The sequence below is a fragment of the uncultured Oscillibacter sp. genome, assembly GCF_900544955.1.
In the GTDB taxonomy this organism is placed as follows: domain Bacteria; phylum Bacillota; class Clostridia; order Oscillospirales; family Oscillospiraceae; genus Oscillibacter.
This window is the reverse complement of sequence record NZ_UQXD01000021.1, coordinates 19,170-40,206: the sequence shown is the minus strand read 5'-3', so window position 1 is coordinate 40,206 and position 21,037 is coordinate 19,170. Positions and strand designations below refer to the sequence as shown.

Annotated in this window: 20 protein-coding genes; 16 read left to right on the top strand and 4 right to left on the bottom strand. The window is 65.3% G+C overall.

The window, feature by feature from the left end; genetic code table 11:
* The first annotated feature begins 259 nt into the window (after positions 1–259).
* The 9 genes from QZS21_RS06680 (at position 260) to udp (ending at position 10,348) form a co-directional block, all read left to right on the top strand.
* Positions 260–775, top strand: coding sequence for a GNAT family N-acetyltransferase (locus QZS21_RS06680; protein WP_295581596.1), 516 nt, complete (start codon positions 260–262; stop codon positions 773–775).
* A gap of 19 nt (positions 776–794) precedes the next feature.
* Positions 795–3,620 carry an excinuclease ABC subunit UvrA gene (gene uvrA, locus QZS21_RS06675; RefSeq protein ID WP_295581593.1) on the top strand — a complete coding sequence of 942 codons (2,826 nt, stop codon included), beginning with the start codon at positions 795–797 and terminating at the stop codon, positions 3,618–3,620.
* A gap of 158 nt (positions 3,621–3,778) precedes the next feature.
* The gene (era, locus tag QZS21_RS06670) at positions 3,779–4,678 is read left to right on the top strand and encodes a GTPase Era (protein WP_295581591.1); all 900 of its coding nucleotides are present in this window, start codon (positions 3,779–3,781) and stop codon (positions 4,676–4,678) included.
* 14 nt (positions 4,679–4,692) lie between these two features.
* Positions 4,693–5,139, top strand: coding sequence for a pyridoxamine 5'-phosphate oxidase family protein (locus QZS21_RS06665; protein ID WP_295581588.1), 447 nt, complete (start codon positions 4,693–4,695; stop codon positions 5,137–5,139).
* A 208-nt stretch (positions 5,140–5,347) separates the two neighbouring features.
* Positions 5,348–6,115: a DNA repair protein RecO gene (gene recO, locus QZS21_RS06660; protein WP_295581586.1), complete on the top strand. Its 768-nt coding sequence runs from the start codon at positions 5,348–5,350 to the stop codon at positions 6,113–6,115.
* 39 nt (positions 6,116–6,154) lie between these two features.
* Positions 6,155–6,646 (top strand): hypothetical protein, encoded by a 492-nt coding sequence (locus QZS21_RS06655; protein ID WP_295581584.1) that lies wholly within the window; start codon positions 6,155–6,157, stop codon positions 6,644–6,646.
* Positions 6,630–9,014: an endonuclease MutS2 gene (locus QZS21_RS06650; RefSeq protein ID WP_295581582.1), complete on the top strand. Its 2,385-nt coding sequence runs from the start codon at positions 6,630–6,632 to the stop codon at positions 9,012–9,014. The genes QZS21_RS06655 and QZS21_RS06650 overlap by 17 nt, the downstream gene beginning before the upstream one ends.
* Positions 9,011–9,508, top strand: a complete 498-nt coding sequence (locus tag QZS21_RS06645; protein WP_295581580.1) for a GNAT family N-acetyltransferase — start codon at positions 9,011–9,013, stop codon at positions 9,506–9,508. The genes QZS21_RS06650 and QZS21_RS06645 overlap by 4 nt, the downstream gene beginning before the upstream one ends.
* Positions 9,509–9,574: 66 nt before the next feature.
* Entirely contained in the window at positions 9,575–10,348 is a 774-nt protein-coding gene (gene udp, locus QZS21_RS06640; protein WP_295581578.1) for a uridine phosphorylase, read from the top strand.
* 92 nt (positions 10,349–10,440) lie between these two features.
* Here the strand turns inward: udp and QZS21_RS06635 are convergent, their stop codons facing one another.
* Entirely contained in the window at positions 10,441–10,896 is a 456-nt protein-coding gene (locus QZS21_RS06635; protein WP_295581575.1) for a hypothetical protein, read from the bottom strand.
* A gap of 291 nt (positions 10,897–11,187) precedes the next feature.
* Between QZS21_RS06635 and QZS21_RS06630 the strand changes: the two genes are divergently transcribed.
* The 3 genes from QZS21_RS06630 (at position 11,188) to QZS21_RS06620 (ending at position 12,235) form a co-directional block, all read left to right on the top strand.
* Complete coding sequence (locus QZS21_RS06630) at positions 11,188–11,505, top strand: DUF6442 family protein (protein ID WP_295581573.1); 318 nt, start codon at positions 11,188–11,190, stop codon at positions 11,503–11,505.
* Positions 11,506–11,519: 14 nt separating this feature from the next.
* Positions 11,520–11,834 carry a DUF6442 family protein gene (locus tag QZS21_RS06625; RefSeq protein WP_295581571.1) on the top strand — a complete coding sequence of 105 codons (315 nt, stop codon included), beginning with the start codon at positions 11,520–11,522 and terminating at the stop codon, positions 11,832–11,834.
* Between the two features lie 188 nt (positions 11,835–12,022).
* Positions 12,023–12,235, top strand: coding sequence for a helix-turn-helix transcriptional regulator (locus tag QZS21_RS06620; RefSeq protein ID WP_295581569.1), 213 nt, complete (start codon positions 12,023–12,025; stop codon positions 12,233–12,235).
* Between the two features lie 190 nt (positions 12,236–12,425).
* On the opposite strand, the gene metA is transcribed toward QZS21_RS06620, so the two are convergent.
* From metA to QZS21_RS06605, 3 genes are all read right to left on the bottom strand, one after another.
* A complete protein-coding gene (gene metA, locus QZS21_RS06615) occupies positions 12,426–13,364 on the bottom strand; it encodes a homoserine O-succinyltransferase (protein WP_295581567.1) in 939 nt (312 codons plus the stop codon).
* Between the two features lies 1 nt (position 13,365).
* Positions 13,366–14,649 carry an O-acetylhomoserine aminocarboxypropyltransferase/cysteine synthase family protein gene (locus QZS21_RS06610; protein WP_295581565.1) on the bottom strand — a complete coding sequence of 428 codons (1,284 nt, stop codon included), beginning with the start codon at positions 14,647–14,649 and terminating at the stop codon, positions 13,366–13,368.
* 341 nt (positions 14,650–14,990) lie between these two features.
* The gene (locus QZS21_RS06605) at positions 14,991–15,806 is read right to left on the bottom strand and encodes a mechanosensitive ion channel family protein (RefSeq protein ID WP_295581563.1); all 816 of its coding nucleotides are present in this window, start codon (positions 15,804–15,806) and stop codon (positions 14,991–14,993) included.
* Positions 15,807–15,981: 175 nt separating this feature from the next.
* Here QZS21_RS06605 and QZS21_RS06600 point away from each other — a divergent pair, with 175 nt between their 5' ends.
* From QZS21_RS06600 to QZS21_RS06585, 4 genes are all read left to right on the top strand, one after another.
* Positions 15,982–17,397 (top strand): Na+/H+ antiporter NhaC family protein, encoded by a 1,416-nt coding sequence (locus tag QZS21_RS06600; RefSeq protein WP_295581561.1) that lies wholly within the window; start codon positions 15,982–15,984, stop codon positions 17,395–17,397.
* Between the two features lie 270 nt (positions 17,398–17,667).
* The gene (locus tag QZS21_RS06595) at positions 17,668–18,690 is read left to right on the top strand and encodes a tripartite tricarboxylate transporter substrate binding protein (RefSeq protein WP_295581559.1); all 1,023 of its coding nucleotides are present in this window, start codon (positions 17,668–17,670) and stop codon (positions 18,688–18,690) included.
* 103 nt (positions 18,691–18,793) lie between these two features.
* The gene (locus QZS21_RS06590) at positions 18,794–19,324 is read left to right on the top strand and encodes a tripartite tricarboxylate transporter TctB family protein (protein ID WP_295581555.1); all 531 of its coding nucleotides are present in this window, start codon (positions 18,794–18,796) and stop codon (positions 19,322–19,324) included.
* Positions 19,325–19,337: 13 nt separating this feature from the next.
* Positions 19,338–20,867 carry a tripartite tricarboxylate transporter permease gene (locus QZS21_RS06585; protein ID WP_295581553.1) on the top strand — a complete coding sequence of 510 codons (1,530 nt, stop codon included), beginning with the start codon at positions 19,338–19,340 and terminating at the stop codon, positions 20,865–20,867.
* Positions 20,868–21,037: the final 170 nt, after the last annotated feature.

The following is a 21,037-nucleotide window of genomic DNA, read 5'->3' as shown; positions in this document are numbered from 1 at the left end:
GTGCACGGCCCGTTTTCTTTGGCGCAACCAAAGAAAATGGGGGGTGCATTCCGTGGGGCAAAGCCCCACACCCCCATCCCGCCCCCGTGGGACGGAAATCCTCATCCCCGCCCGACGGCGGCATTCCCGTCCCCGCCCGACGGCGGAAATCCTCGTCCCCGCGCCGTGCGCGGCCGCCCCCGCCCCTGTGGGGCAGGATCCCTCGCTCCGCGCCGATGCGCGACCGCCCCGCAGGGCGGCACACAGAAAGGAGTCAGCCATGTTGATTCGTCCCGCCGTACAGGCGGATTACCCCGCCATTTATGAATTGGTAAAAACGGCCTTCCAGACGGCGAAGGTCTCCGACGGCACGGAGCAGGACTTCGTGAACGTCCTCCGCGCCCGCTCCACCTACCTCCCGGAGCTGGAGCTGGTGGCCCAGGAGGACTCCGGCGCCCTTGCGGGCCACATCATGCTGACCCGGACCCGCCTGGTCCCCGACGGCGGCGAGCCCCTTCCCGCCCTGATGGCGGCGCCGCTGAGCGTCCGCCTGGAGGACCGCGGCCAGGGCCTGGGCGCCCGGCTGCTGCACGAGGGGCTGCGCCGGGCCGGAGAGATGGGCTTTACCTGCGTCTTCCTGATGGGAGACCCCGCCTATTACGGCCGCTTCGGCTTCCGCCCCGTGACGGACTACGGCCTGCGCAACGAATCCCACGCCCCGGACCAGTACGTGCTGGGCCGGGCCATCGTCCCCGGCGCCCTGGAGGGGGCCTCCGGCGGCATCTGTCTGGAATAAAAGGAGAAGAGAACCGCTCATGCAAGACAAGATCATCGTCAAGGGCGCCCGGGCCAACAACCTGAAAAACATCGACGTCACCATCCCCCGGGACAAGCTGGTGGTGATGACGGGCCTCTCCGGCTCCGGCAAGAGCTCCCTGGCCTTCGACACCATCTACGCCGAGGGCCAGCGGCGCTATGTGGAGAGTCTCTCCTCCTACGCCCGCATGTTCCTGGGCCAGATGGACAAGCCGGATGTGGACTATATCGAGGGCCTCAGCCCCGCCATCTCCATCGACCAGAAGACCACCAGCAAAAACCCCCGGTCCACCGTGGGCACCGTCACGGAGATTTACGACTACCTCCGGCTGCTGTGGGCCCGGGTGGGCACGCCCCACTGCCCCAAGTGCGGCAAGGAGATCCAGCAGCAGACCATCGACCAGATCATCGACCAGGTGCTCTCGCTGCCGGAGGGCACCCGCATCCAGGTGATGGCCCCCGTGGTCCGGGGCAAGAAGGGCGAGCACACCAAGGTCTTTGAGGACGCCAAGCGCTCCGGCTACGTCCGGGTCCGGGCGGACGGCAATCTCTACGAGCTGGACGAGGAGATTCGGCTGGAGAAGAACAAAAAGCACAACATCGAGGTCATTATCGACCGCCTCATCATCCGCGCCGACATCCAGCAGCGGCTGACGGACAGCGTGGAGACCGCCTCCGCCCTGTCCGGGGGGCTGGTGGTCATCAACCTCCTGCGGGAGGAGCAGGACCTGGTGTTCTCCCAGAACTACGCCTGCGAGACGTGCGGCATCTCCATCGAGGAGCTGACGCCCCGGATGTTCTCTTTCAACAACCCCTTCGGCGCCTGCCCCACCTGCACGGGCCTGGGCAGCCAGTTGAAGGTGGACCCCGCCCTGGTGGTGCCCGACGGCAAACAGTCCATTCTGGACGGGGCCATCCAGACCTCCGGCTGGGGCAGCATCCGCTCCGACGGCATCTCCCGCATGTACTTCGAGGCCCTGTCCAAGAAGTACCACTTCTCCCTCTCCACCCCCTGGGAGGAGCTGCCGGAGGAGGTGCGGGACATCGTGCTCTACGGCACCAAGGGGGAGAAGCTGGACCTGCACTACGACCAGCCCCGGGGCAAGGGCGTGCTCCACCAGCCCTTTGAGGGCATCTGCACCAACATCGAGCGGCGCTACCACGAGACCCAGAGCGACGCCAGCAAGCGGGAGCTGGAGGAGATGATGGCGGAGTGCCCCTGCCCTACCTGCCGGGGCCGGCGGTTGAAAAAGGAGTCCCTGGCGGTGACGGTGGGGGATAAGGACATCGACGCCCTCACCCGCCTCTCCGTGCTGGAGGAGCTGGACTGGGCGGAGCGGCTGGAGCTGACGGAGCAGCAGCACCTGATCGCCGACCGCATTTTGAAGGAGATCCGCTCCCGGCTGCGGTTCCTCCAGTCCGTGGGGCTGGGGTACCTGACCCTCAGCCGCTCCGCCGGGACCCTCTCCGGCGGCGAGAGCCAGCGCATCCGCCTGGCCACCCAGATCGGCTCCTCCCTGATGGGGGTGCTGTATATTTTGGACGAGCCGTCCATCGGCCTCCACCAGCGGGACAACGACAAGCTGCTGGCCACGCTGCGGAGCCTGCGGGATCTGGGCAACACGCTGCTGGTGGTGGAGCACGACGAAGACACCATGCGGGCGGCGGACTACCTCATCGATATCGGCCCCGGCGCCGGGGTCCGGGGCGGCGAGGTGGTGGCCGCCGGCACGCCGGAGGAGGTGATGGCCAACCCCAACTCCCTGACGGGGCAGTACCTCTCCAGGAAAAAGCGGATTCCCGTCCCCACGGAGCGCCGCACCGGCAGCGGAAAGGTCCTGCGGGTGGTGGGGGCCGCGGAGAACAACCTGCGCGGTGTGGACGTGGACTTCCCCCTGGGGACCTTCACCGTGGTCACCGGCGTCTCCGGCAGCGGCAAGAGCTCCCTGGTGAATGAGGTGCTCTTCAAGCGGCTGGGCGCGGATTTGATGCGCATGAAGGTCCATCCCGGCAAGTGCGAGCGGATCGAGGGACTGGAGTACCTAGACAAGGTGGTGGACATCGACCAGAGCCCCATCGGCCGGACGCCTCGCTCCAACCCCGCCACCTATACCGGGCTGTTCAACGACATCCGGGAGCTGTTTGCCTCCACCCAGGAGGCCAAGAGCCGGGGCTACGGCCCAGGGCGGTTCAGCTTCAACGTCCGGGGCGGCCGGTGCGAGGCCTGCTCCGGCGACGGCGTGCTGAAAATCGAGATGCACTTCCTGCCGGACATCTTCGTGCCCTGCGAGGTCTGCAAGGGCAAGCGGTACAACCGGGAGACCCTGGAGGTCCACTACAAGGGGAAGAACATCGCCGAGGTCTTGGACATGACGGTGGACGAGGCGGTGGTGTTTTTCTCCGCCCTGCCCCGGATTTACAAGAAGCTTCAGACCCTTCAGGACGTGGGACTGGGCTATGTGAAGCTGGGCCAGCCCTCCACGGAGCTCTCCGGCGGTGAGGCCCAGCGGGTGAAGCTGGCCACGGAGCTGTCCAAGCAGGCCACTGGCAAGACCATCTATATCCTGGACGAGCCCACCACCGGCCTGCACACCGACGACGTGCGCAAGCTGCTGGAGGTGCTTCAGCAGCTGGTGGACACTGGGAACACGGTGCTGGTGATCGAGCACAATCTGGATGTCATCAAGTGTGCCGACTGGCTCATCGACCTGGGGCCGGAGGGCGGCGACGGCGGCGGGACCATTGTGGTCACCGGGACGCCGGAGACGGTGGCGGCCTGTCCGGAGAGCTTTACCGGGCAGTATCTGCGGAAGATGCTGCCCTAAAGGGCCGGAGGGCGGCCTGGGGCGGGGAAGAGACCGCGCTCCAGGCGGAGAGGGGGCCGCCTTCGGGCGGGGAGGATTTCCGCGCATCGGCGCGGGGAGGAAAGGACGCCGCCCCACGGGGGCGCAACATTGCTCAAAGAAAGTTGAGGATTACCTGTATGTCTGAAATCAAAAAAGTGGCCATGATTACCGTCTGCGGCCGCCCCAATGTGGGGAAATCCAGCCTCACCAACGCCTTGGTGGGCGAAAAGGTGGCCATTGTCTCCAACAAGGCCCAGACCACCCGGAACCGCATCTACGGCGTGGTGAACCGGGAGGATACCCAGTATATCCTGCTGGACACCCCGGGCCTCCACAAGCCCAAATCCGCCCTGGGCGAGTATATGGTGAAGGTGGTCACCTCCAGCCTGGCGGACGTGGACTGCGCGCTGCTGCTGGTGGAGCCCATCGCCCACGTGGGCGGCCCGGAGCAGGCGCTGATCCAGCGCATCCGGGAGGAGGGCATCCCCTGCATTCTCTGCATCAACAAGATCGACACCGTCGCCCCCGACGCGCTGCTGCCGGTGATCGCCGCCTATCACGAGGCCTGGGACGGCTTTGACGCCATCATCCCTATCTCCGCCCACAGCCGCAGCGGCCTGGACGAGCTGATGGGAGAGCTGCGCAAGTACGCCGCCGAGGGCCCCCAGCTCTTCCCCGACGGCCAGACCAGCGACCAGCCGGAGCGGCAGGTGGTGGGCGAGATCGTCCGGGAGAAGCTGCTGCTGTGCCTGGACAAGGAGATTCCCCACGGCACCGCCGTGGAGATCACCAAGTTCTCCGAGCGGGACTCCGGCGTGATCGACGTGGACGCCACCATCTACTGCGAAAAGGCCAGCCACAAGGGCATCATCATCGGCAAGCAGGGGGCCATGCTGAAAAAAATCAGCACCATGGCCCGCCAGGACATCGAGAAGTTTATGGGCACCAAGGTCTATCTGGAGACCTGGGTGAAGGTCAAGGAGAATTGGCGGGACAACGTGAACGTGGTACGGAACTTCGGTTACCGCGACGAGTGAGAGGAGGAGACGCCATGCTGCGCAATCCGGAGGAGACCGTGGGCGGAATGGCCGACAGGGCCAAGCGGGTCTACCTCAGCTATCTGGACGACGAGGGCTTCCCCACCACCCGGGCGATGCTGGCACCCCGGGAGCGGACGGGCATCCGGACCTTCTGGCTCACCACCAACACCTCCTCCCGCAAGGTGGCGGCATTCCGGAAGGACCCCAGGGCCGGGCTCTACCTGGTGGACACCCGGTTTTTCCGGGGCGTCAGCCTCTCCGGCACTGTGGAGGTGCTGGAGACGGCGGAGGCCCGGGCCCGCATCTGGCGGGAGGGGGACACGATGTACTACCCCCTGGGCGTCACGGACCCGGACTACTGCGTGCTGAAATTCACGGCGCGCCGCGGCCGGTATTACAGCAATTTTCAATCGGTGGATTTTGAAATTGGCGGAGAAGGGGAACATTCCCAGCCATAACTTTCGACGTTTTCCGCAGACTATTCCCAAAAGGAGGTCTGTTGGATGGAACCGGAAGCGTATTGGGAGCTGTTTTGCAGGACGGGGGAGCCGCTGGCCTATATCCTGTATCGAGAGGCGGAGGAGGCGGCGGAGGGACCGTCCGCGTGAGCGCCGGGGGCTCGCCCCCGTTACATAGGGAGGGAGCAGCATGGCCGCCACGCCGTATATGGTGACAAGAGGCATCGTCCTGCGGGAGACGGAGACCCGGGAGGCGGATAAAATTCTGACCCTCCTGACGGCGGACCGGGGGAAGCTGGCCGTCATCGCCCGGGGGGCCCGGCGCAAGGGCTGCAAATTTGCCGCCTGCGCCCAGTCCCTGGCCTACTCGGAGTGGACTCTCTACCAAAAGGGCGACTGGTACTACGCCAACGAGGGCGCCACGCTGGAGCTGTTCGGCGGCCTGCGGACCGACCTGGACGCCCTGGCCCTGGGATTTTACCTGGCGGAACTGACGGAGGCTGTGACCACGGAGGAGACGGTCTCCGACGGCCTGCTGCGCCACCTGCTGAACGGGCTGTACGCCCTCAGCGCCCTGGGTAAGCCCCCGGCTCTGGTGAAGCCCGCCTTCGAGCTGAAGCTGCTGTGCCTGGCGGGCTACGAGCCGTTGGCGGACGGCTGCGCCTACTGCGGCCGCCCCGACCCGGAGCAGCCGCTGCTGGACGTGGTGCAGGGGGTGCTGCGCTGCCGCGCCTGCGGTGTAAAGGAGAGCGCCCTGTCTATGCCCCTGTGCCCGGACGCCCTGGCGGCCCTGCGGCATATTGTGTACGGGGACCCCAAGCGGCTGTACGCCTTCCGCTTGGGGGAGGCCGCCCTGGGGCGCCTCTCCGCCGCGGCGGAGGCCTTCACCGCCGCCCAACTGGAACGGGGCTTCAAAACCCTGGACTTTTACAAGAGCCTCCAGCCGGCGGGACCGGCGTCGAAACAGAATACATAACGTAGTATTTTGGAGAAACTATACAAAGAGGATGGAATCATGACGGAATTTGCGGTGGGGGATGGCCGCATCCAGGTGGATGTGGAGGCCACCCAGGCCTGGTATGCCGCCCACGGTCAACTTGCCGGGGGCTGCGACTGCGGCTACTGCCGGAACTTTGCCGCCGCCGTAGAGGGCGTGCCTCCGGCGGCGGGGGCGTTTCTCGCCCGGCTGGGCCTGGACATCCGCAGGCCCGGCGAGGTGATGGAGTGGTGCCGGGAGGCGGACGGCCGCCACTGGTACACGGCCCAGTACCACGTGGCGGGCACCGTGCTGGCGGCGCCCTCCGGGGGGCTGGAGGCGGCCCCGGAGGTTCTGATCTGGTTCCACACAGGCCAGGGGCCGTTTCTGCCCGCCTTTCCGGAACCCTTTTTCCAGGTGGAGGCGGACCTCCGCCTGCCCTGGCTGCTGGATGAGCCGGAAGCCGGCGTTCAAATCCCTGTAAAGGAGAATCCCATGACGGGAGAGATACATCATGAGCGAACTGTTTGACAAATCCATCCGCACCCTGGAACTGCCCCGGGTGCTGCAACTGCTCTCCGAGCAGGCCGTCAGTGCGGAGGCGAAGGAGCGGGCGCTGCGCCTGCGGCCGGAGACGGAGGCGGAGGAGGTTCTGCGCCTGCTGGACCAGACCGACGCCGCCCGGACCATGATCGGCCTCCGGGGCAGCCCCTCCTTCTCCGGCGTGCGGCCGGTGGGGGAGGCCCTGGACCGGGCGGACCGGGGCGGCGCCCTGAACACCCGGGAGCTGCTGCGGATCGCGGACCTGCTCACCGCCGCCCGCCGGGCCAGGGAGTACCTCAGCGACGGGGCGGAGCGCACCGCCATCGACCACCTGTTTCTCTCCCTCCACGGCAACCGCTTCCTGGAGGAGAAGATCAAGCGCTGCATCACCGACGAGGACGCCATCGCCGACGCGGCCAGCACCGAGCTGGCGGACATCCGCCGCCACATGCGGGCCGCCCAGGCCAAAAGCCGCCAGATTCTGCAAAAGATCATCTCCTCCCCCACCTACGGCAAGATCTTGCAGGAGACCATCATCACCCAGCGGGACGGCCGCTTCGTGGTGCCGGTGAAGGCGGAGCACAAGGGCGACCTGCCCGGGCTGGTCCACGACATCTCCTCCTCCGGCGCCACGCTGTTTGTGGAGCCCATGGGGGTGGTTCAGGCCAACAACGAGCTCATTGAGCTGGAGGCCAAGGAGCAAAAGGAGATCGAGCGGATTTTGGCGGAGCTCTCTGCTGAGGCGGCGGTCCACCGGGAGGACATCCAGTGGGATTACGACACCCTGGTGCACCTGGACGTGATTTTCGCCCGGGGGCAGCTCTCCTACAAGATGGACGGCGTCCGGCCGGAGATCCGGCGGGACGGGGCCATCCACCTGCGCCGGGCCCGGCATCCCCTGCTGGACCCCAAAACGGCGGTGCCCATCGACATCGAGCTGGGGGAGACCTTCGACACCCTGGTCATCACCGGCCCCAACACCGGCGGCAAGACCGTCAGCCTCAAGACATTGGGCCTTTTGACACTGATGACCCAGTGCGGACTGCACATTCCCGTGGCGGACCGCAGCGCCGTCTCCGTCTACGAGCGGGTGCTGGCGGACATCGGCGACGAGCAGAGCATCGAGCAGAGCCTGTCCACTTTCTCGGCGCACATGGTGAATATCGTGAGCATTCTGGCGGAGGCGGACCGCCACAGCCTGATCCTCTTCGACGAGCTGGGGGCGGGCACGGACCCGGTGGAGGGCGCGGCCCTGGCCATCGCCGTCATCCAGCACGTGCGGGCGGTGGGGGCCAAGGTGGCCGCCACCACCCACTACGCGGAGCTGAAGACCTTTGCCATGACCACCGCGGGGGTGGAGAACGCCTCCTGCGAGTTTGACGTGGAGACCCTCAGCCCCACCTACCGTTTGCTCATCGGCATCCCCGGCAAGTCCAACGCCTTTGCCATCTCCCGGCGGCTGGGCCTGCCGGACGCGGTGATCGAGTCCGCCCGGGTCCAGATGAGCGGCGAGAGCGTCCGGTTTGAGGACGTCCTCACCCAGCTGGAGGCCAAGCGGCAGGCTCTGGAAAAGCGGGAGCAGGAGGCCGACCGCCTCTACCTCCAGCGGGAGGAGGACGCCCGGAAGGCCCGGGAGTTCCGGGAGCAGATGGAGCGGGCTAAGGAGAACGCCCGGGGCCGGGGCGAGGCGGAGGCCAAGCGTATCCTGCGGGACGCCCGGGCCGCGGCGGACCAGGTGTTCGCGGAGCTCCAGGAGATGCGCAAGGCCCAGGCCCGGGCGGAGCGGACCCTCAACGAGAACGAGGCCCGGGCGGCGCTGCGCCGGAGGCTGAACGAGGCGGAGGACGCCGTCTCCCGACACGACGCCCGGCAGGAGCCCATTCCCAAGCCCAGCCGCCCCATCCGGGAGGGGGACCTGGTGGAGATTCCCGGGGTCCGCACCCCGGCAGAGGTGGTGTCGGTGGGCCGGGACGGCACGCTGCAATTGAAGGCCGGCGCGCTGAAAATGAAGGCCCGGGCCGGCGAGGTCCGGCTGATCGAGGCGGACGAGCGGGCCGCCCGAAAGCCCAGCGCCCCCGTCCGCCAGAGTGCCCCCCGGCAGCTGCGCACCTCCGCCAGCCGGGAGCTGGACATCCGGGGACTGGAGACGCTGGAGGCGGAGGCCGTGGTGGAGAACTTTCTCTCCGCCGCCGTCATGGGCCGGCTGGAGACCGTCACCATCATCCACGGCAAGGGCACCGGCGCCCTGCGCAAGGCGGTCCACGACATCCTGCGCCGCAGCAAGGCGGTGAAGGACTACCGCCTGGGGGTCTACGGCGAGGGTGAGAGCGGCGTCACCGTGGTGACGCTGAAATGAGAGAGGCGGCGGGGCGGATGGCGCTGACCTTCCGCTATGCGGAGGAGGCGGACACGCCGCTGATTTTGCAGTTCATTCGGGAGCTGGCGGACTACGAGCACCTGCTGGACCAGGTGGTGGCGGACGAGGCCATCCTGGCGGAGCAGCTGTTTGAACGGAAAAACGCGGAGGTGCTCTTCGCCCTGGAGGACGGCCGGGAGGTGGGCTTTACCCTGTTCTTCCACAATTTCTCCACCTTCCTGGGCCGGTCGGGGCTGTACCTGGAGGATCTCTACGTCCGCCCGGCCTGCCGGGGGAAGGGGTACGGCAGGGCCCTCCTCCAAAAGCTGGCGTCCATCGCCCAAGAGCGGGGCTGCGGGCGGATGGAGTGGTGGTGCCTGGACTGGAACGCGCCCAGCATCGCCTTTTACAAGTCCCTGGGGGCGGAGCCCATGGAGGACTGGACGGTGTACCGCCTCTCCGGGGACACCCTGCGGCGCCTGGCGGAATCGTGAGGGGCGTTGCGCCGGGGGGAAGTTTCTGGTATACTGAGAGCCATCCTGAACAATGAGGTGAGCGGTATGCAAGTGCTTGAAAAACAGTTCCACATCCACTGCGCCCCCGGCGACGTGGGCCGCTACTGCATCCTGCCCGGCGATCCGGGGCGGGTGCCCGCCATTGCGGCGCTGCTGGACGATGCCCGGCAGGTGGCCTGCAACCGGGAGTACAACGTCTGGACCGGCACGCTCCTGGGGGAGAAGGTGACGGCCTGCTCCACCGGCATCGGCGGCCCCTCCGCCGCCATCGCCATGGAGGAGCTGCACAAGTGCGGGGCGGACACCTTCCTCCGCACCGGCACCTGCGGCGGCATCGACCTGGACGTGCAGTCGGGGGATCTGGTGGTGGCCACCGGCGCCATCCGCTTTGAACACACCAGCCGGGAGTACGCCCCGCTGGAGTTTCCGGCGGTGCCGGATTTCGGCGTCACCACCTGCCTGGTCCGGGCGGCGGAGCGGCTGGGGCTGCCCTTCCACACCGGCGTCGTCCAGTGCAAGGACAGTTTTTACGGCCAGCACAGCCCGGATGCCTCCCCGGTGGCCTATGAGCTGAAGGCCAAGTGGGAGAGCTGGAAGCGGCTGGGCGTCAAGGCCAGCGAGATGGAGTCCGCCGCCCTCTTCGTGGTGGCGGCGGCGCTGGGCTGCCGCTGCGGGTCCTGCTTCCACGTGATCTGGAACCAGGAGCGGGAGGCCGCGGGCCTAGACCAGCGGATGAGCGAGGACACCTCCCGCGCCGTGCAGACGGCGGTGGAGGCGCTGAAGCTGCTGATTGAGGCGGACCGCCAGGCGGGCCGCTGAAAAACCGGGCGGACCCAATGCGTTCAGGGGCGCACTGTTTGAAAAACAGTGCGCCCCTGGGTTTGTTTTGGACCGGCGCGCCGCGGGCCGTCCTACTCCTGGAGCGAGACTGCGCCCGCATAGAACCGCTCCAGCTCCACCCATACGGTTTGCGCGCTTGGCTCCAAAATGCGGTAGACGGAATGCCCGCAGTAGAGATACCCAGTGGAGGTGATCTGCATGGTTACTTGCGGCATGCCGGCCGCATCGAAGAAAAACAGCTGGTAATGCGGAAGCTCCATGCCGCTGCCTGCTGTGCCGCACCATCGGACCTCCGCAGTCTCGGGGAAGGCCATCAGCTCCGTCAGTTCCAGTTGCCCGGCTTCCAACTGCGGACATGCGCCGGAGGTGGGGTTCTCGATGGCGTTATACAAAAAGGAGACGCCTTCCAGCTCCCGCCCCGCCAGAAGGGACGCCGCGGCTCTGGTCCGCAGGGGGAAGAGGAGGAAACAGGCCGCGGCCGGCAAAACCGCCCCGGCCATCCAGGTTTTGAACTGTATACGCCGCATCTTCCCGCCTCCCGCCCGATGGACCTGTGATGCCACCACGATAACAGTGCCCCCGGCCCTGTCAAGAAACGCCGCCCTGGAGACGGTCCTGCCGGACTCCCTGTACACCCGAAAATCCGGGGCGCAGGGAGCCCCGGGGTCGGCCGCTGTCCGGAAACCGGTCCCAGTGAGACAAAGGCGGAAACCGTTTTTTCAACTCCCTATTGACAAGTAAACTTGGTATATGGTATGCTCTGCTTGCAAAGTAAACTTGGTAAAACAAACAGTGAACTTGGAAATTGGAGGTGCCGGATGGATCGGGATGAGATTTTGAAGCGGAGCCGGGAGGCCCGGGAGGACGAGGGCGCCGCCTACGCCGTGGACAGGGGCCGGCGGGCCGGGATCGTGGGCTTTTGCGGGGTGTATATCGCCCTGAAGCTGTTCAACCTGTGGATGGGCCAGCGGAGCTTGGCGCCGGACGCCATGTTCTGGGCCTATGTGGCGGCGGAGGCATGGGGGCGCTACCGGATCACCCAGGCCAAGGGCCTGTTGGCCACGGTGTGCGCGGCGGCGCTGCTGTCCCTGGGGTCCCTGGGCTGCTACGCGGCGGTGAATTTGTGGAAGCTGTGAGGAGGCGCGACGCCATGGAAAAGAAGGGGATTTTGGAGAAGAGCCGCCGGGAGAACCGGTATCAGGACGAGCGGGAGCGGACGGTGCGCATCCGGGGGGAGGCCTTCGGCCTGGCGGCCACCATGATCGTGGGGGTGGCGATTCTGGCCCTGAAATTCTCCCGGGGCCTGCCGGTGGGGGACACCCTGGCCATGTTCTGGGCCGTGGTGCTGGGCGGCGCGGCGTACAAGGCATGGAAGCTGCGGAGGAAGGACGAGATTGCCGTCGCCCTTTTGGCGCTTGCCATGCTGGCCTACTATCTGGTAAGATATATCCGGCAGATCTGGTGAGGGGGCGGCGGAGTTGAGAGAGACGCGCAGGAGCGCGGCCGCCCCATCCCCGGCGGCGTGCCGCCGGACGCCGGAGAACGGCGGATGCGGATGAGGCGGCGGTGGGAGTGGTGCCTGCCGGCGCTGGGCGGGCTGTATACGGCGGCGCAGGCGTGGATTTGGCTGCGGAGTGTGGGGGAGGTGTTGGCGTGGACGAGCAGCTGGTGCTGAAAAACCGGCTGAAGGTGGCCCGGGCGGAGCGGGGGATGTCCCAGACCCAGCTGGCGGAGCTGGTGGGCGTGTCCCGGAACACCATCAGCTCCATTGAGACGGGGCAGTTCAACCCCACCGCCAAGCTGGCCCTGGTGCTGTGCGTCGCCCTGGACAAGAAATTCGAGGACCTGTTCTACTTCGACGAATGAACAAGAGGCCGCTTTTCGAAGGGAAAGCGGCCTCTTGTTGTCAAAAAAGTCGCAGCGGTTCGCCGCTGGGGCGGCGAACCCAAGGGAAGACCGTCCTGCCGCGGCGGAAGCAGCGTCCCGGACTGCAAGCGTGCCTCCATGCCCGCAGCGGGCCTGTCTCAAGCCGCGCCGCAGACGCGGTTCCGCCGGCTCATTCGTCCGTCCGGACGCCTTTTTCGATGTCCCGGATGTTGTAGGGGGAGGTCTGGTACACGCAGTAGTTCAGCCAGTTGCCGTAGAGCAGGTGGGCGCAGCTCCGCCAGTTCACCAGGGGCTTTCGGGCGGGGTCGTCCTGGGGGAAGTAGTGCCGGGGCACCTGGATGTCCTCCCCGGCGGCCAGGTCCCGCATGTACTCCCTGCGCAGGGTCTCCCGGTCGTATTCCGCGTGGCCCATCAAAAACACCTGGCGGCACTGGTCCGTCTTCACGGCGTAGACCCCCGCCTCGGCGGAGGCGGCCAGCACCTTCAGCCCCGGCACCGCCTCGATGTCCGCCCGGCTGACGGTGGTGTTCCGGGAGTGGGGCACCCAGAAGGTGTCGTCAAAGCCCCGAAAGAGGATGAAGTTGGGGTCCTCCACCGTGTGCTGGAACACGCCGAAGAGCTTTTGCTCCAGGGGCAGCTTGGGGATGCCGTAGTGGTAGTACAGCCCCGCCTGGGCCCCCCAGCAGATGTGGAGGGTGGAGTGGACGTGGCTCTTGGACCACTCCATGATCTCGCACAGCTCCGGCCAGTAGTCCACCTCCTCAAAGGGCAGCAGCTCCACCGGCGCCCCGGTGATCACCAGCCCGTCGAAGGCCCTCTCCCGCACCTCGTCGAAGGACTTGTAGAAGGCCAGCATGTGGGCCTGGGAGGTGTTTTTGGACACGTGGCCGCTGGGGGCGATGAGCTCCAGCTCGATTTGCAGCGGCGAGTTGCCCAGCACCCGGGCCAGCTGGGTCTCCGTGTCCACCTTGGTGGGCATCAGGTTCAGCAGCAGAATTTGCAGCGGGCGGATGTCCTGGGTGATGGCCCGGGTCTCCGTCATGACGAAGATGTTCTCCTGGGTCAGGGTGTTGGTGGCGGGGAGCTGGTTGGGAATTTTGATGGGCATGTCACACGGCCTCCAGTGCCTGGCGGATGTCGTCGATCAGATCCTCCGCGCTCTCCAGGCCGCAGGACATGCGGACCAGACCCGCGGGAATTCCAGCGGCGGAGAGCTGCTCGTCGCTCATCTGGCGGTGGGTGGAGGTGGCGGGGTTGAGGCAGCAGGTCCGGGCGTCGGCCACGTGGGTCTCGATGGCGGCCAGGCGCAGGCGGCCCATGAAGGCCTCGGCGGCGGGGCGGCCGCCCTTGAGCTCAAAGGACACCACGCCGCAGGAGCCCCGGGGCAGGTATTTCTCCGCCAGGGCGTGGTAGGGGTCCCCGGGCAGGCCGCAGTAGTGGACGGCCTCCACCGCCGGGTGGGACGCCAGAAACTCCGCCACCGCCTGGCCGTTTTCACAGTGCCGGGCCATGCGGACGTGGAGGCTCTCCAGCCCCAGGTTTAGGTAGAAGGCGCTCTGGGGGGACTGGGTGCAGCCGAAGTCCCGCATCAGCTGGGCGGTGCACTTGGTGATGAAGGCCCCCGCCTGGCCGAACTTCTCGGCGTAGGTGATGCCGTGGTAGCTCTCGTCGGGGGTGCACAGGCCGGGGAATTTCTCCGCGTGGGCCATCCAGTCGAACTTCCCGGAGTCCACCACGGCGCCGCCCACGGCCACGCCGTGGCCGTCCATGTACTTGGTGGTGGAGTGGGTCACGATGTCGGCGCCCCAGTCGAAGGGGCGGCAGCCCACGGGGGTGGCGAAGGTGTTGTCCACAATGAGGGGCACGCCGTGGCCGTGGGCGGCCCGGGCGAACTTCTCGATGTCCAGCACGGTGAGGGCGGGGTTGGCGATGGTCTCCCCGAAGACAGCCTTGGTGTTGGGGCGGAAGGCCTGCTCCAGCTCCGCCTCCGTGCAGTCCGGAGGCACGAAGGTGGCCTCGATGCCCATCTTCGCCATGGTGACGGAGATCAGGTTGAAGGTGCCGCCGTAAATCGAGGAGGAGGAGACGATATGATCCCCGCAGGAGGCGATGTTGAACAGGGCGAAGAAGTTGGCCGCCTGGCCGGAGGAGGTCAGCATGGCCGCAGTGCCCCCCTCCAGGGCGGCAATTTTGGCGGCCACGGCGTCGCAGGTGGGGTTTTGCAGCCGGGAGTAGAAGTAGCCGCTGGCCTCCAGGTCGAAGAGCTTGCCCATCTCCTCGCTGGTGGCGTACTTGAAGGTGGTGGACTGGACGATGGGGATTTGGCGGGGCTCGCCGCTGCCGGGGGTGTAGCCCCCCTGGACGCAGATGGTCTCGGGACGGTAATGGCTCATGATGTGGGCTCCTTTCAGATGTTGGAACGAAAAAAACGGCTTTCGTCCCAAAGGTTTTCTTTGAGACGAAAGCCGTTTGCAGCCTCCGCGGTACCACTCAAATTGCGGCGGTCCCAAGACCTGCCGCCACTCATGGGGTCCAGCAACCCCGTTCGCCCTGACGCGGCGCACACGGGACGCCCTACCGGCATCGCTGCCCTCGAACGTCCGGCTCAGGAGCCATAGGACCTGGAGACCTCCGCCGCCGGCTTCCACCCACACGCCGGCTCTCTGAGGACATCCGTCTCCGTCCCTCTCCATCATCGCTTTGGGACCTATTATAGAAAGGCCGGTCCCGTTTGTCAACTGCGATTTTCCACAATGTGCACGTTCAGGTGGTCGTAGGTCATCTCCACGCCGCACTCCCGGAAGGCGGTCCGCAGGTGCTCCCCCAGGTCGAAATAGACGGTCCAGTAGTCCTCCGGCGTGGCCCAGCAGTAGACGGCGTACTCGATGGAGCTGGAGCCGTAGCCGGTGAGGTAGACGCTGGGGGCCGGGTCCTCCAGCAGGTGCTCCGTGGCGGCCAGGGCCCGGCGGCAGGCGTCCTTCACCGTCTCCGTGGGGGCGTCGTAGGAGGCGGAGACCTTCTGCGTCACCCGGCGGCGGCCCTGGACGGTGTAGTTGGTCATCTGGGAGCTGGCCAGCTCCTTGTTGGGCAGCATCACCAAAAGGCCGTCGGGGGTCACCAGCTTGGTGTGGTTCAGCCCGATCTCCTCCACGGTGCCGGAGGTGCCGGACACCTCCACAAAGTCCCCGATGGAGAAGGGGTGAGAGGAGAGGATCACCAGCCCCCCGGCCACGTTGCCCAGCACGTCCTCGGCGGCCAGGGTGACGCCCAGGGACCCAACGGACAGCAGCGCCACCAGAGAGGTGATGGACACGCCCAGGCTGTCCACCACGATCAGGGCGGTGACGATATACGCCAGCAGCTTGACGCCGGCCAGAATATATTTCTGCACCCGCTGGTCCAGCTTGGTCCCCGCCAGCAGGCGGCGGGTCAGCTTCAGCAGCACCCGCACTGCCACCAGGCAGATCAGCAGCGTCAGGGCGGCGGAGAGCAGGTCGCCCAGGGTGGTCTTTCCCACGGATTGACTCAGCAGAGTGGTGAGATCGGGCATAGGGACATCTCCTTTGCAAAACGTTTCGATTCCATAGGCCATCATAGCCAAAAGCGGCGAAAAAGTCAATGACGGCGCCTTGGGATTGACCGGAAGCGGGGAGATGGTATATGATGGGAGCTGTGTATGACGCGTCCCGGGGAGGCCGGGGCCGGGAAAGAGAAGGAGACAAGCCATGGATCGGAATTTACAAAAGCGGGGGAACGGCCTTGCCCTGCTGCCCTTTTTGCTCTTCATCGCCATCTACCTGGGGGCGGGACTGCTGCTGCAGGCCCGGGGGGAGGAGATGGCCTTTTACCAGTTCCCCTCGGTGACGGCCATGTTCCTGGCCGTGCTGGCGGCTTTCTGCATGGGGCGGGAGACGCTGAACGAGAAGTTTGCCGTGTTCGCCAGGGGCGCCGCCAATGAAAACGTGGTTACCATGCTGATGATCTATATTCTGGCCGGCGCCTTTTCCAGCGTGGCGGGGGCCATGGGCGGCCGGGACGCCACGGTGAACCTGGGGCTGAGCCTGGTGCCCGTGCAGTTTCTCACCGCCGGCATCTTCCTGATCTCCGCCTTTATGGGCACCGCCACCGGCACCTCCATGGGCACCGTCACCGCCATCGTGCCCATCGCCGTGGGCGTGGCGGACAGGGGCGGCATCAGCGTGCCGCTGATGGTGGCCGCCTGCGTGGGCGGCGCCATGTTCGGGGACAACCTCTCCATGATCTCCGACACCACCATCGCCGCCACCCGGACCCAGGGCTGCGAGATGCGGGACAAGTTCCGGGTGAACTTCCGCATCGCCCTGCCGGCGGCCCTGCTGACGGTGGTGGTCCTGCTGGTGATGGGGCGGCCGGAGACGGCGGCGGGCATCACCCGGCTGTCCTTCAGCCTCTGGAAGGTGGCGCCCTACCTGGCGGTGCTGGGCCTGGCCCTGGTGGGAGTCAACGTGTTTTTGGTGCTGGTGGTGGGCATCTTCGCCGCCGGAGCCATCGGCATCCTGGGTGGGGACTTGACGGTGTTCACCTTCGCCCAGAGCATCTGGAGCGGCTTCACCAGCATGAACGAGGTGTTCTTCCTCTCCCTCTTCAGCGGCGGCGTCTCGGAGATGATCGCCCACAACGGCGGCCTGGTCTGGCTCATCGGGAAGCTGCGGCGGCTGATGCGGGGCAACCGCTCCGCCCAGGTGGGCATCGCCGCCCTGGCGGCCCTCAGCGACTGCGCCACCGCCAACAACACCGTGGCCATCATCGTCAGCGGCAGCGTGGCCCGGGATATGAGCCGGGAGTACCGGGTGGACCCCCGGCGCACCGCGTCGCTGCTGGACGTCTTCTCCTGCGTGTTCCAGGGCATTCTGCCCTACGGTGCCCAATTGCTCAGCGCCGCCGCCCTAGCCACGGAGTACGGCGTGCTGCTCAGCCCGGTGGAGATCGTGCCCCACATGTGGTACTGCTGGATTCTGGCGGCCTTCGGCCTGCTGTCCATCTTCCTACCCTATGCCGACGCCGTCTGCCGCCGGGACCCCTGGAACTGGGAGTACGACACGGCGGAGTCCGGCGTGGAGGCCCGGAAGGCGGTTTTGCGGATGGAGCGGGAGGAACCCTGAAGGAACGGGGCAAGCGGCATCAAATGCAGGACGGTTTCCTGATTCTGTAAGAGATGGCGGGCGCGTTTTCCGCCGGAAGCACAGATGGATTTAGAAAAAAATGGGATGGCCTGAGGGCCATCCCATTTTTTTCTAAATTTACCCTGAAAAACTATTTGTTGGTTTTTTGTACAATTTGTGGATTGCGAACGCGTGTTCACTTCGTTATAATGAACGAGTAAACTGCTTGGCCGTTCGGGCCAAGCAAATTGTGCGATGGGAGAAATGAACATGAAAAAGAAGATTTTGGCTCTGCTGTTGGCCGCAGCCATGGCGCTGTCTCTGGCTGCCTGCTCCTCCGGCGGGTCCGATGCGCCGTCCAATACACCGTCGGACACCCCGCCCAAGAGCGACGCCCCCGCGTACCCCACCAAGGGCATCTCCGTGATCTGCCCCTGGGGCGCCGGCGGCGGAACCGACAGCTGCCTGCGGGCCTTCAGCGAGGCCATCGGCAAGCAGCTTGGCCAGACCCTGACCGTGGACAACCGCACCGGCGGCGGCGGAATCATCGGCCACCAGGCCATTGCGGATGCGGATCCCGACGGCTACACGATCGGCATGGTCACCTTTGAGCTGTCCACCTATAAGCCCCTGGGGAGCAGCGAACTGACCTATGAGGACTATGACCTGCTCTGCCGCGTCAACCGCGACCCCGCCACGGTGACGGTGAACGCCGAGTGGGCCGCCGCCAACAACATCACGGACCTGAAGTCCTATGTGGAGTATTGCCTGGCCCATCCCGGCGAGGTCCAGATGGGCGGCTCCTCCAACGCCTCCGTCTGGCACATTGCCGGCGGCTACCTGATGCAGGAGACCGGCATTGACATTCAGATGATTACTTATCAGGAGGGTGCGGCCACCGCGGTGCAGAACGCCGCTTCCGGCTTCATCCAGGGCGTCACCGTCTCTCTGGCGGAGGCCCGCAGCTTCATCGAGTCCGGCCACCTGATCTGCCTGGGCCTGATGGATACCCAGCGCAGCGACCTCTTCCCCGATGTCCCCACCTGCCAGGAGCAGGGCTATGACGTGCTCTACTACGTGTGGCGCGGCATGGGTGTGCCCAAGGGGATGGACGCGGATGTTTTGAGCACGGTGCGCGAGGCCTGCGCCGCGGCGATTGAGGACCCCGACTTTGTGGAGTACATGAAGAATGCCGGCCTGGGCATTGCCTATCTGAACGCCGACGACTTCGGTGACTTCCTGAAGCAGAACGCGGAGGACGTTGCTGCCTCCATGGAGATTTTGGGCTTCTAAAAGGACCGAATGAGGGATGGGCAGGCGCGGCTTGCCCATCCTTTCATCAGGGCTGTTTTTTTGGACGCTTGCAAGAGCGTATCTCTACGCAGGAGGGTTTTCCGTGAAGAACAAGACAAAGACGCTGGCCTTTTCCAACTTGATCGGCTCCATCCTCTTTTTGGCGCTGGGGATTTGGGCGTGGGTGCAGGCCGGCACGTTCCAGGAGATCAAGGGCACGTATGTGCAGCCGGCCATGTTTTCCCAGATTATGATCATCGGACTGCTGATTTTTTCGGCGCTCCTGTTCATTCAGTCTATCTGGAAGCTGAGGACCATGAAGGAGACGGACCCCCTGGCGGTTCCGGCGGGGAGCCTCAACTTCGTGAAGGACCGGAGCGTGGCGGCGGCCATGATCGTGATCGTCCTGTGCGCCGTGTTTGTTGCACTGTTTGAAGTCCTTGGCTATGTTTGCTGCTCGATGCTGCTCTCGCTGGTGATTATGTTCCTGATCGGCAAGCGCAACTGGGTGCAGATGATTTTGGTGGCGATTTTGGTGCCGCTGGGCATGTGGCTGGTTTTTTACAAGCTGCTCACAGTCAATATTCCCATGGGTCCGCTCACGTTTTTGCGCAACTGGATCGACATGATTTAAGGAGGGGCAACCTATGGATTTTGGTTTACTAATGGAGAGCTACGCCAGCGTGTTTACCAACCTGCAGGTCATCGTGATGACGCTGCTGGGGGCCGCCGGCGGCGTGCTGCTGGGCGCAATCCCCGGAATGACGGCGACCATGGGCGTCGCCCTGCTGATTCCCTTTTCCTTTGGCATGGATCTGATTCCCTCGATTGGTCTGCTGCTGGGCATCTACTGCGGCGGCATGTACGGCGGGTCCATCTCCGCCATTCTCATTCACGCCCCCGGAACGCCGTCCGCCGCCGCAACGCTGCTGGACGGCTATCCCATGACGCAGAAGGGAGAGGGCGGCCGGGCGCTGTCCGTCGCCATGTTTGCCTCCTTCTGCGGGGGGATCATCGGCGCCCTGGTGATGACCTTCCTCTCCCCGCTGATCGCGGACATGGCCATGAACTTCGGCCCCGGTGAGATGTTCATGCTGGCCATCTTCGGCCTGTCCGTGATTGTCGCCATTTCCGGCAAGTCCATCATCAAGGGGATGATGAGCGCCTTTTTCGGGATGCTGCTGTGCACGGTGGGCCTGGACCCCACCAACGGCATTCCCCGGTTTATCAGCTATTCGCAGACGTCCTTGCTGGAGGGCTTCCAGTTCATCCCCACGCTGATCGGCCTGTTCGCCATCTCCGAGGTGATTGCCGGTGTGGAGCGGATCATCAAGGGGGAGGAGAAGCAGGAGCGCTCCCGGGAGAAGATTACGCGGGTGCTGCCGGATTTCAAGACGATCAAGAAGATCTGGCCCAACATCCTGTCCGGCGGCCTGATCGGCACCTTCATCGGCGCGATTCCCGGCGCCGGCGGCGATATTGCGGTGTTCGTCTCCTACGGCGCCAGCAAGAGCGCCAGCAAGCATCCGGAGCTGTACGGCACGGGCATTCCACAGGGCGTCGCGGCCACGGAGTCCGCCAACAACGGCTGTTCCGGCGGCGCCATGATTCCGCTGCTCTCCCTGGGAGTTCCCGGCGATGCCGTCACGGCGATTTTGCTGGGTGCGTTTATCATGAAGGGCATTCAGCCCGGCCCCATGATGTACATCTCCGAACTGCCGACGGTGTACCGCGTGTTTGCGGCGCTGATGCTGGCCAATCTCTGCATGCTCCTGGTGGGCTGCTGCGGCGTACGCTTTTTTGCCAAGATTGTCTCGGTGGAGAAGAAGATGCTCTATCCCATCATCCTGGTGGTCTCGCTGCTGGGCGCGTATTCCATCAACAAAAACGTCTTTGATATCGGCGTTTGCGTCGCCTTCGGCGTCATCGGCTGGCTGATGAACAAGTATGAATACCCGCTGTCCCCCATTCTGCTGACGCTGATTCTGGGCCCCATGTGCGAGAAGAACTTCGTGCGGTTCATGAATATCCAAAAGGGCGATTTCTTTGCCATTACTTCGTCCCCCATCTCCATGGGCTTTTTGCTGGTGGCGGTTGCGGTGATCCTGTTCTCCATCTACAACCAGAAAAAGATCAACAGGAGAGAGGCCGAGGCTGCGGCAGAGGTCCAGGAATAATCGCCAGAACAACAGACGGCGGGATTTTGCCTTTTGGCAAAATCCCGCCGTTTTCGTTGAGGAAGCGCCAGGGAAAACCTCGGATAAAAGCAAGGCGGGGCATCTCCGCCCTCCCGTGGCACCCGGCGCGGAGGCTGGACAGGCGGTTTGACGGACGGGGCGGGAGGCCC

What these genes read in the sequence shown, in the direction of transcription:
- QZS21_RS06680 (WP_295581596.1), top strand. Translation starts at nt 260, where the DNA reads ATGTTGATTCGTCCCGCCGTACAGGCGGATTACCCCGCCATTTATGAA.
- uvrA (WP_295581593.1), top strand. Translation starts at nt 795, where the DNA reads ATGCAAGACAAGATCATCGTCAAGGGCGCCCGGGCCAACAACCTGAAA.
- era (WP_295581591.1), top strand. Translation starts at nt 3,779, where the DNA reads ATGTCTGAAATCAAAAAAGTGGCCATGATTACCGTCTGCGGCCGCCCC.
- QZS21_RS06665 (WP_295581588.1), top strand. Translation starts at nt 4,693, where the DNA reads ATGCTGCGCAATCCGGAGGAGACCGTGGGCGGAATGGCCGACAGGGCC.
- recO (WP_295581586.1), top strand. Translation starts at nt 5,348, where the DNA reads ATGGTGACAAGAGGCATCGTCCTGCGGGAGACGGAGACCCGGGAGGCG.
- QZS21_RS06655 (WP_295581584.1), top strand. Translation starts at nt 6,155, where the DNA reads ATGACGGAATTTGCGGTGGGGGATGGCCGCATCCAGGTGGATGTGGAG.
- QZS21_RS06650 (WP_295581582.1), top strand. Translation starts at nt 6,630, where the DNA reads ATGAGCGAACTGTTTGACAAATCCATCCGCACCCTGGAACTGCCCCGG.
- QZS21_RS06645 (WP_295581580.1), top strand. Translation starts at nt 9,011, where the DNA reads ATGAGAGAGGCGGCGGGGCGGATGGCGCTGACCTTCCGCTATGCGGAG.
- udp (WP_295581578.1), top strand. Translation starts at nt 9,575, where the DNA reads ATGCAAGTGCTTGAAAAACAGTTCCACATCCACTGCGCCCCCGGCGAC.
- QZS21_RS06635 (WP_295581575.1), bottom strand. Translation starts at nt 10,896, where the DNA reads ATGCGGCGTATACAGTTCAAAACCTGGATGGCCGGGGCGGTTTTGCCG.
- QZS21_RS06630 (WP_295581573.1), top strand. Translation starts at nt 11,188, where the DNA reads ATGGATCGGGATGAGATTTTGAAGCGGAGCCGGGAGGCCCGGGAGGAC.
- QZS21_RS06625 (WP_295581571.1), top strand. Translation starts at nt 11,520, where the DNA reads ATGGAAAAGAAGGGGATTTTGGAGAAGAGCCGCCGGGAGAACCGGTAT.
- metA (WP_295581567.1), bottom strand. Translation starts at nt 13,364, where the DNA reads ATGCCCATCAAAATTCCCAACCAGCTCCCCGCCACCAACACCCTGACC.
- QZS21_RS06610 (WP_295581565.1), bottom strand. Translation starts at nt 14,649, where the DNA reads ATGAGCCATTACCGTCCCGAGACCATCTGCGTCCAGGGGGGCTACACC.
- QZS21_RS06605 (WP_295581563.1), bottom strand. Translation starts at nt 15,806, where the DNA reads ATGCCCGATCTCACCACTCTGCTGAGTCAATCCGTGGGAAAGACCACC.
- QZS21_RS06600 (WP_295581561.1), top strand. Translation starts at nt 15,982, where the DNA reads ATGGATCGGAATTTACAAAAGCGGGGGAACGGCCTTGCCCTGCTGCCC.
- QZS21_RS06595 (WP_295581559.1), top strand. Translation starts at nt 17,668, where the DNA reads ATGAAAAAGAAGATTTTGGCTCTGCTGTTGGCCGCAGCCATGGCGCTG.
- QZS21_RS06585 (WP_295581553.1), top strand. Translation starts at nt 19,338, where the DNA reads ATGGATTTTGGTTTACTAATGGAGAGCTACGCCAGCGTGTTTACCAAC.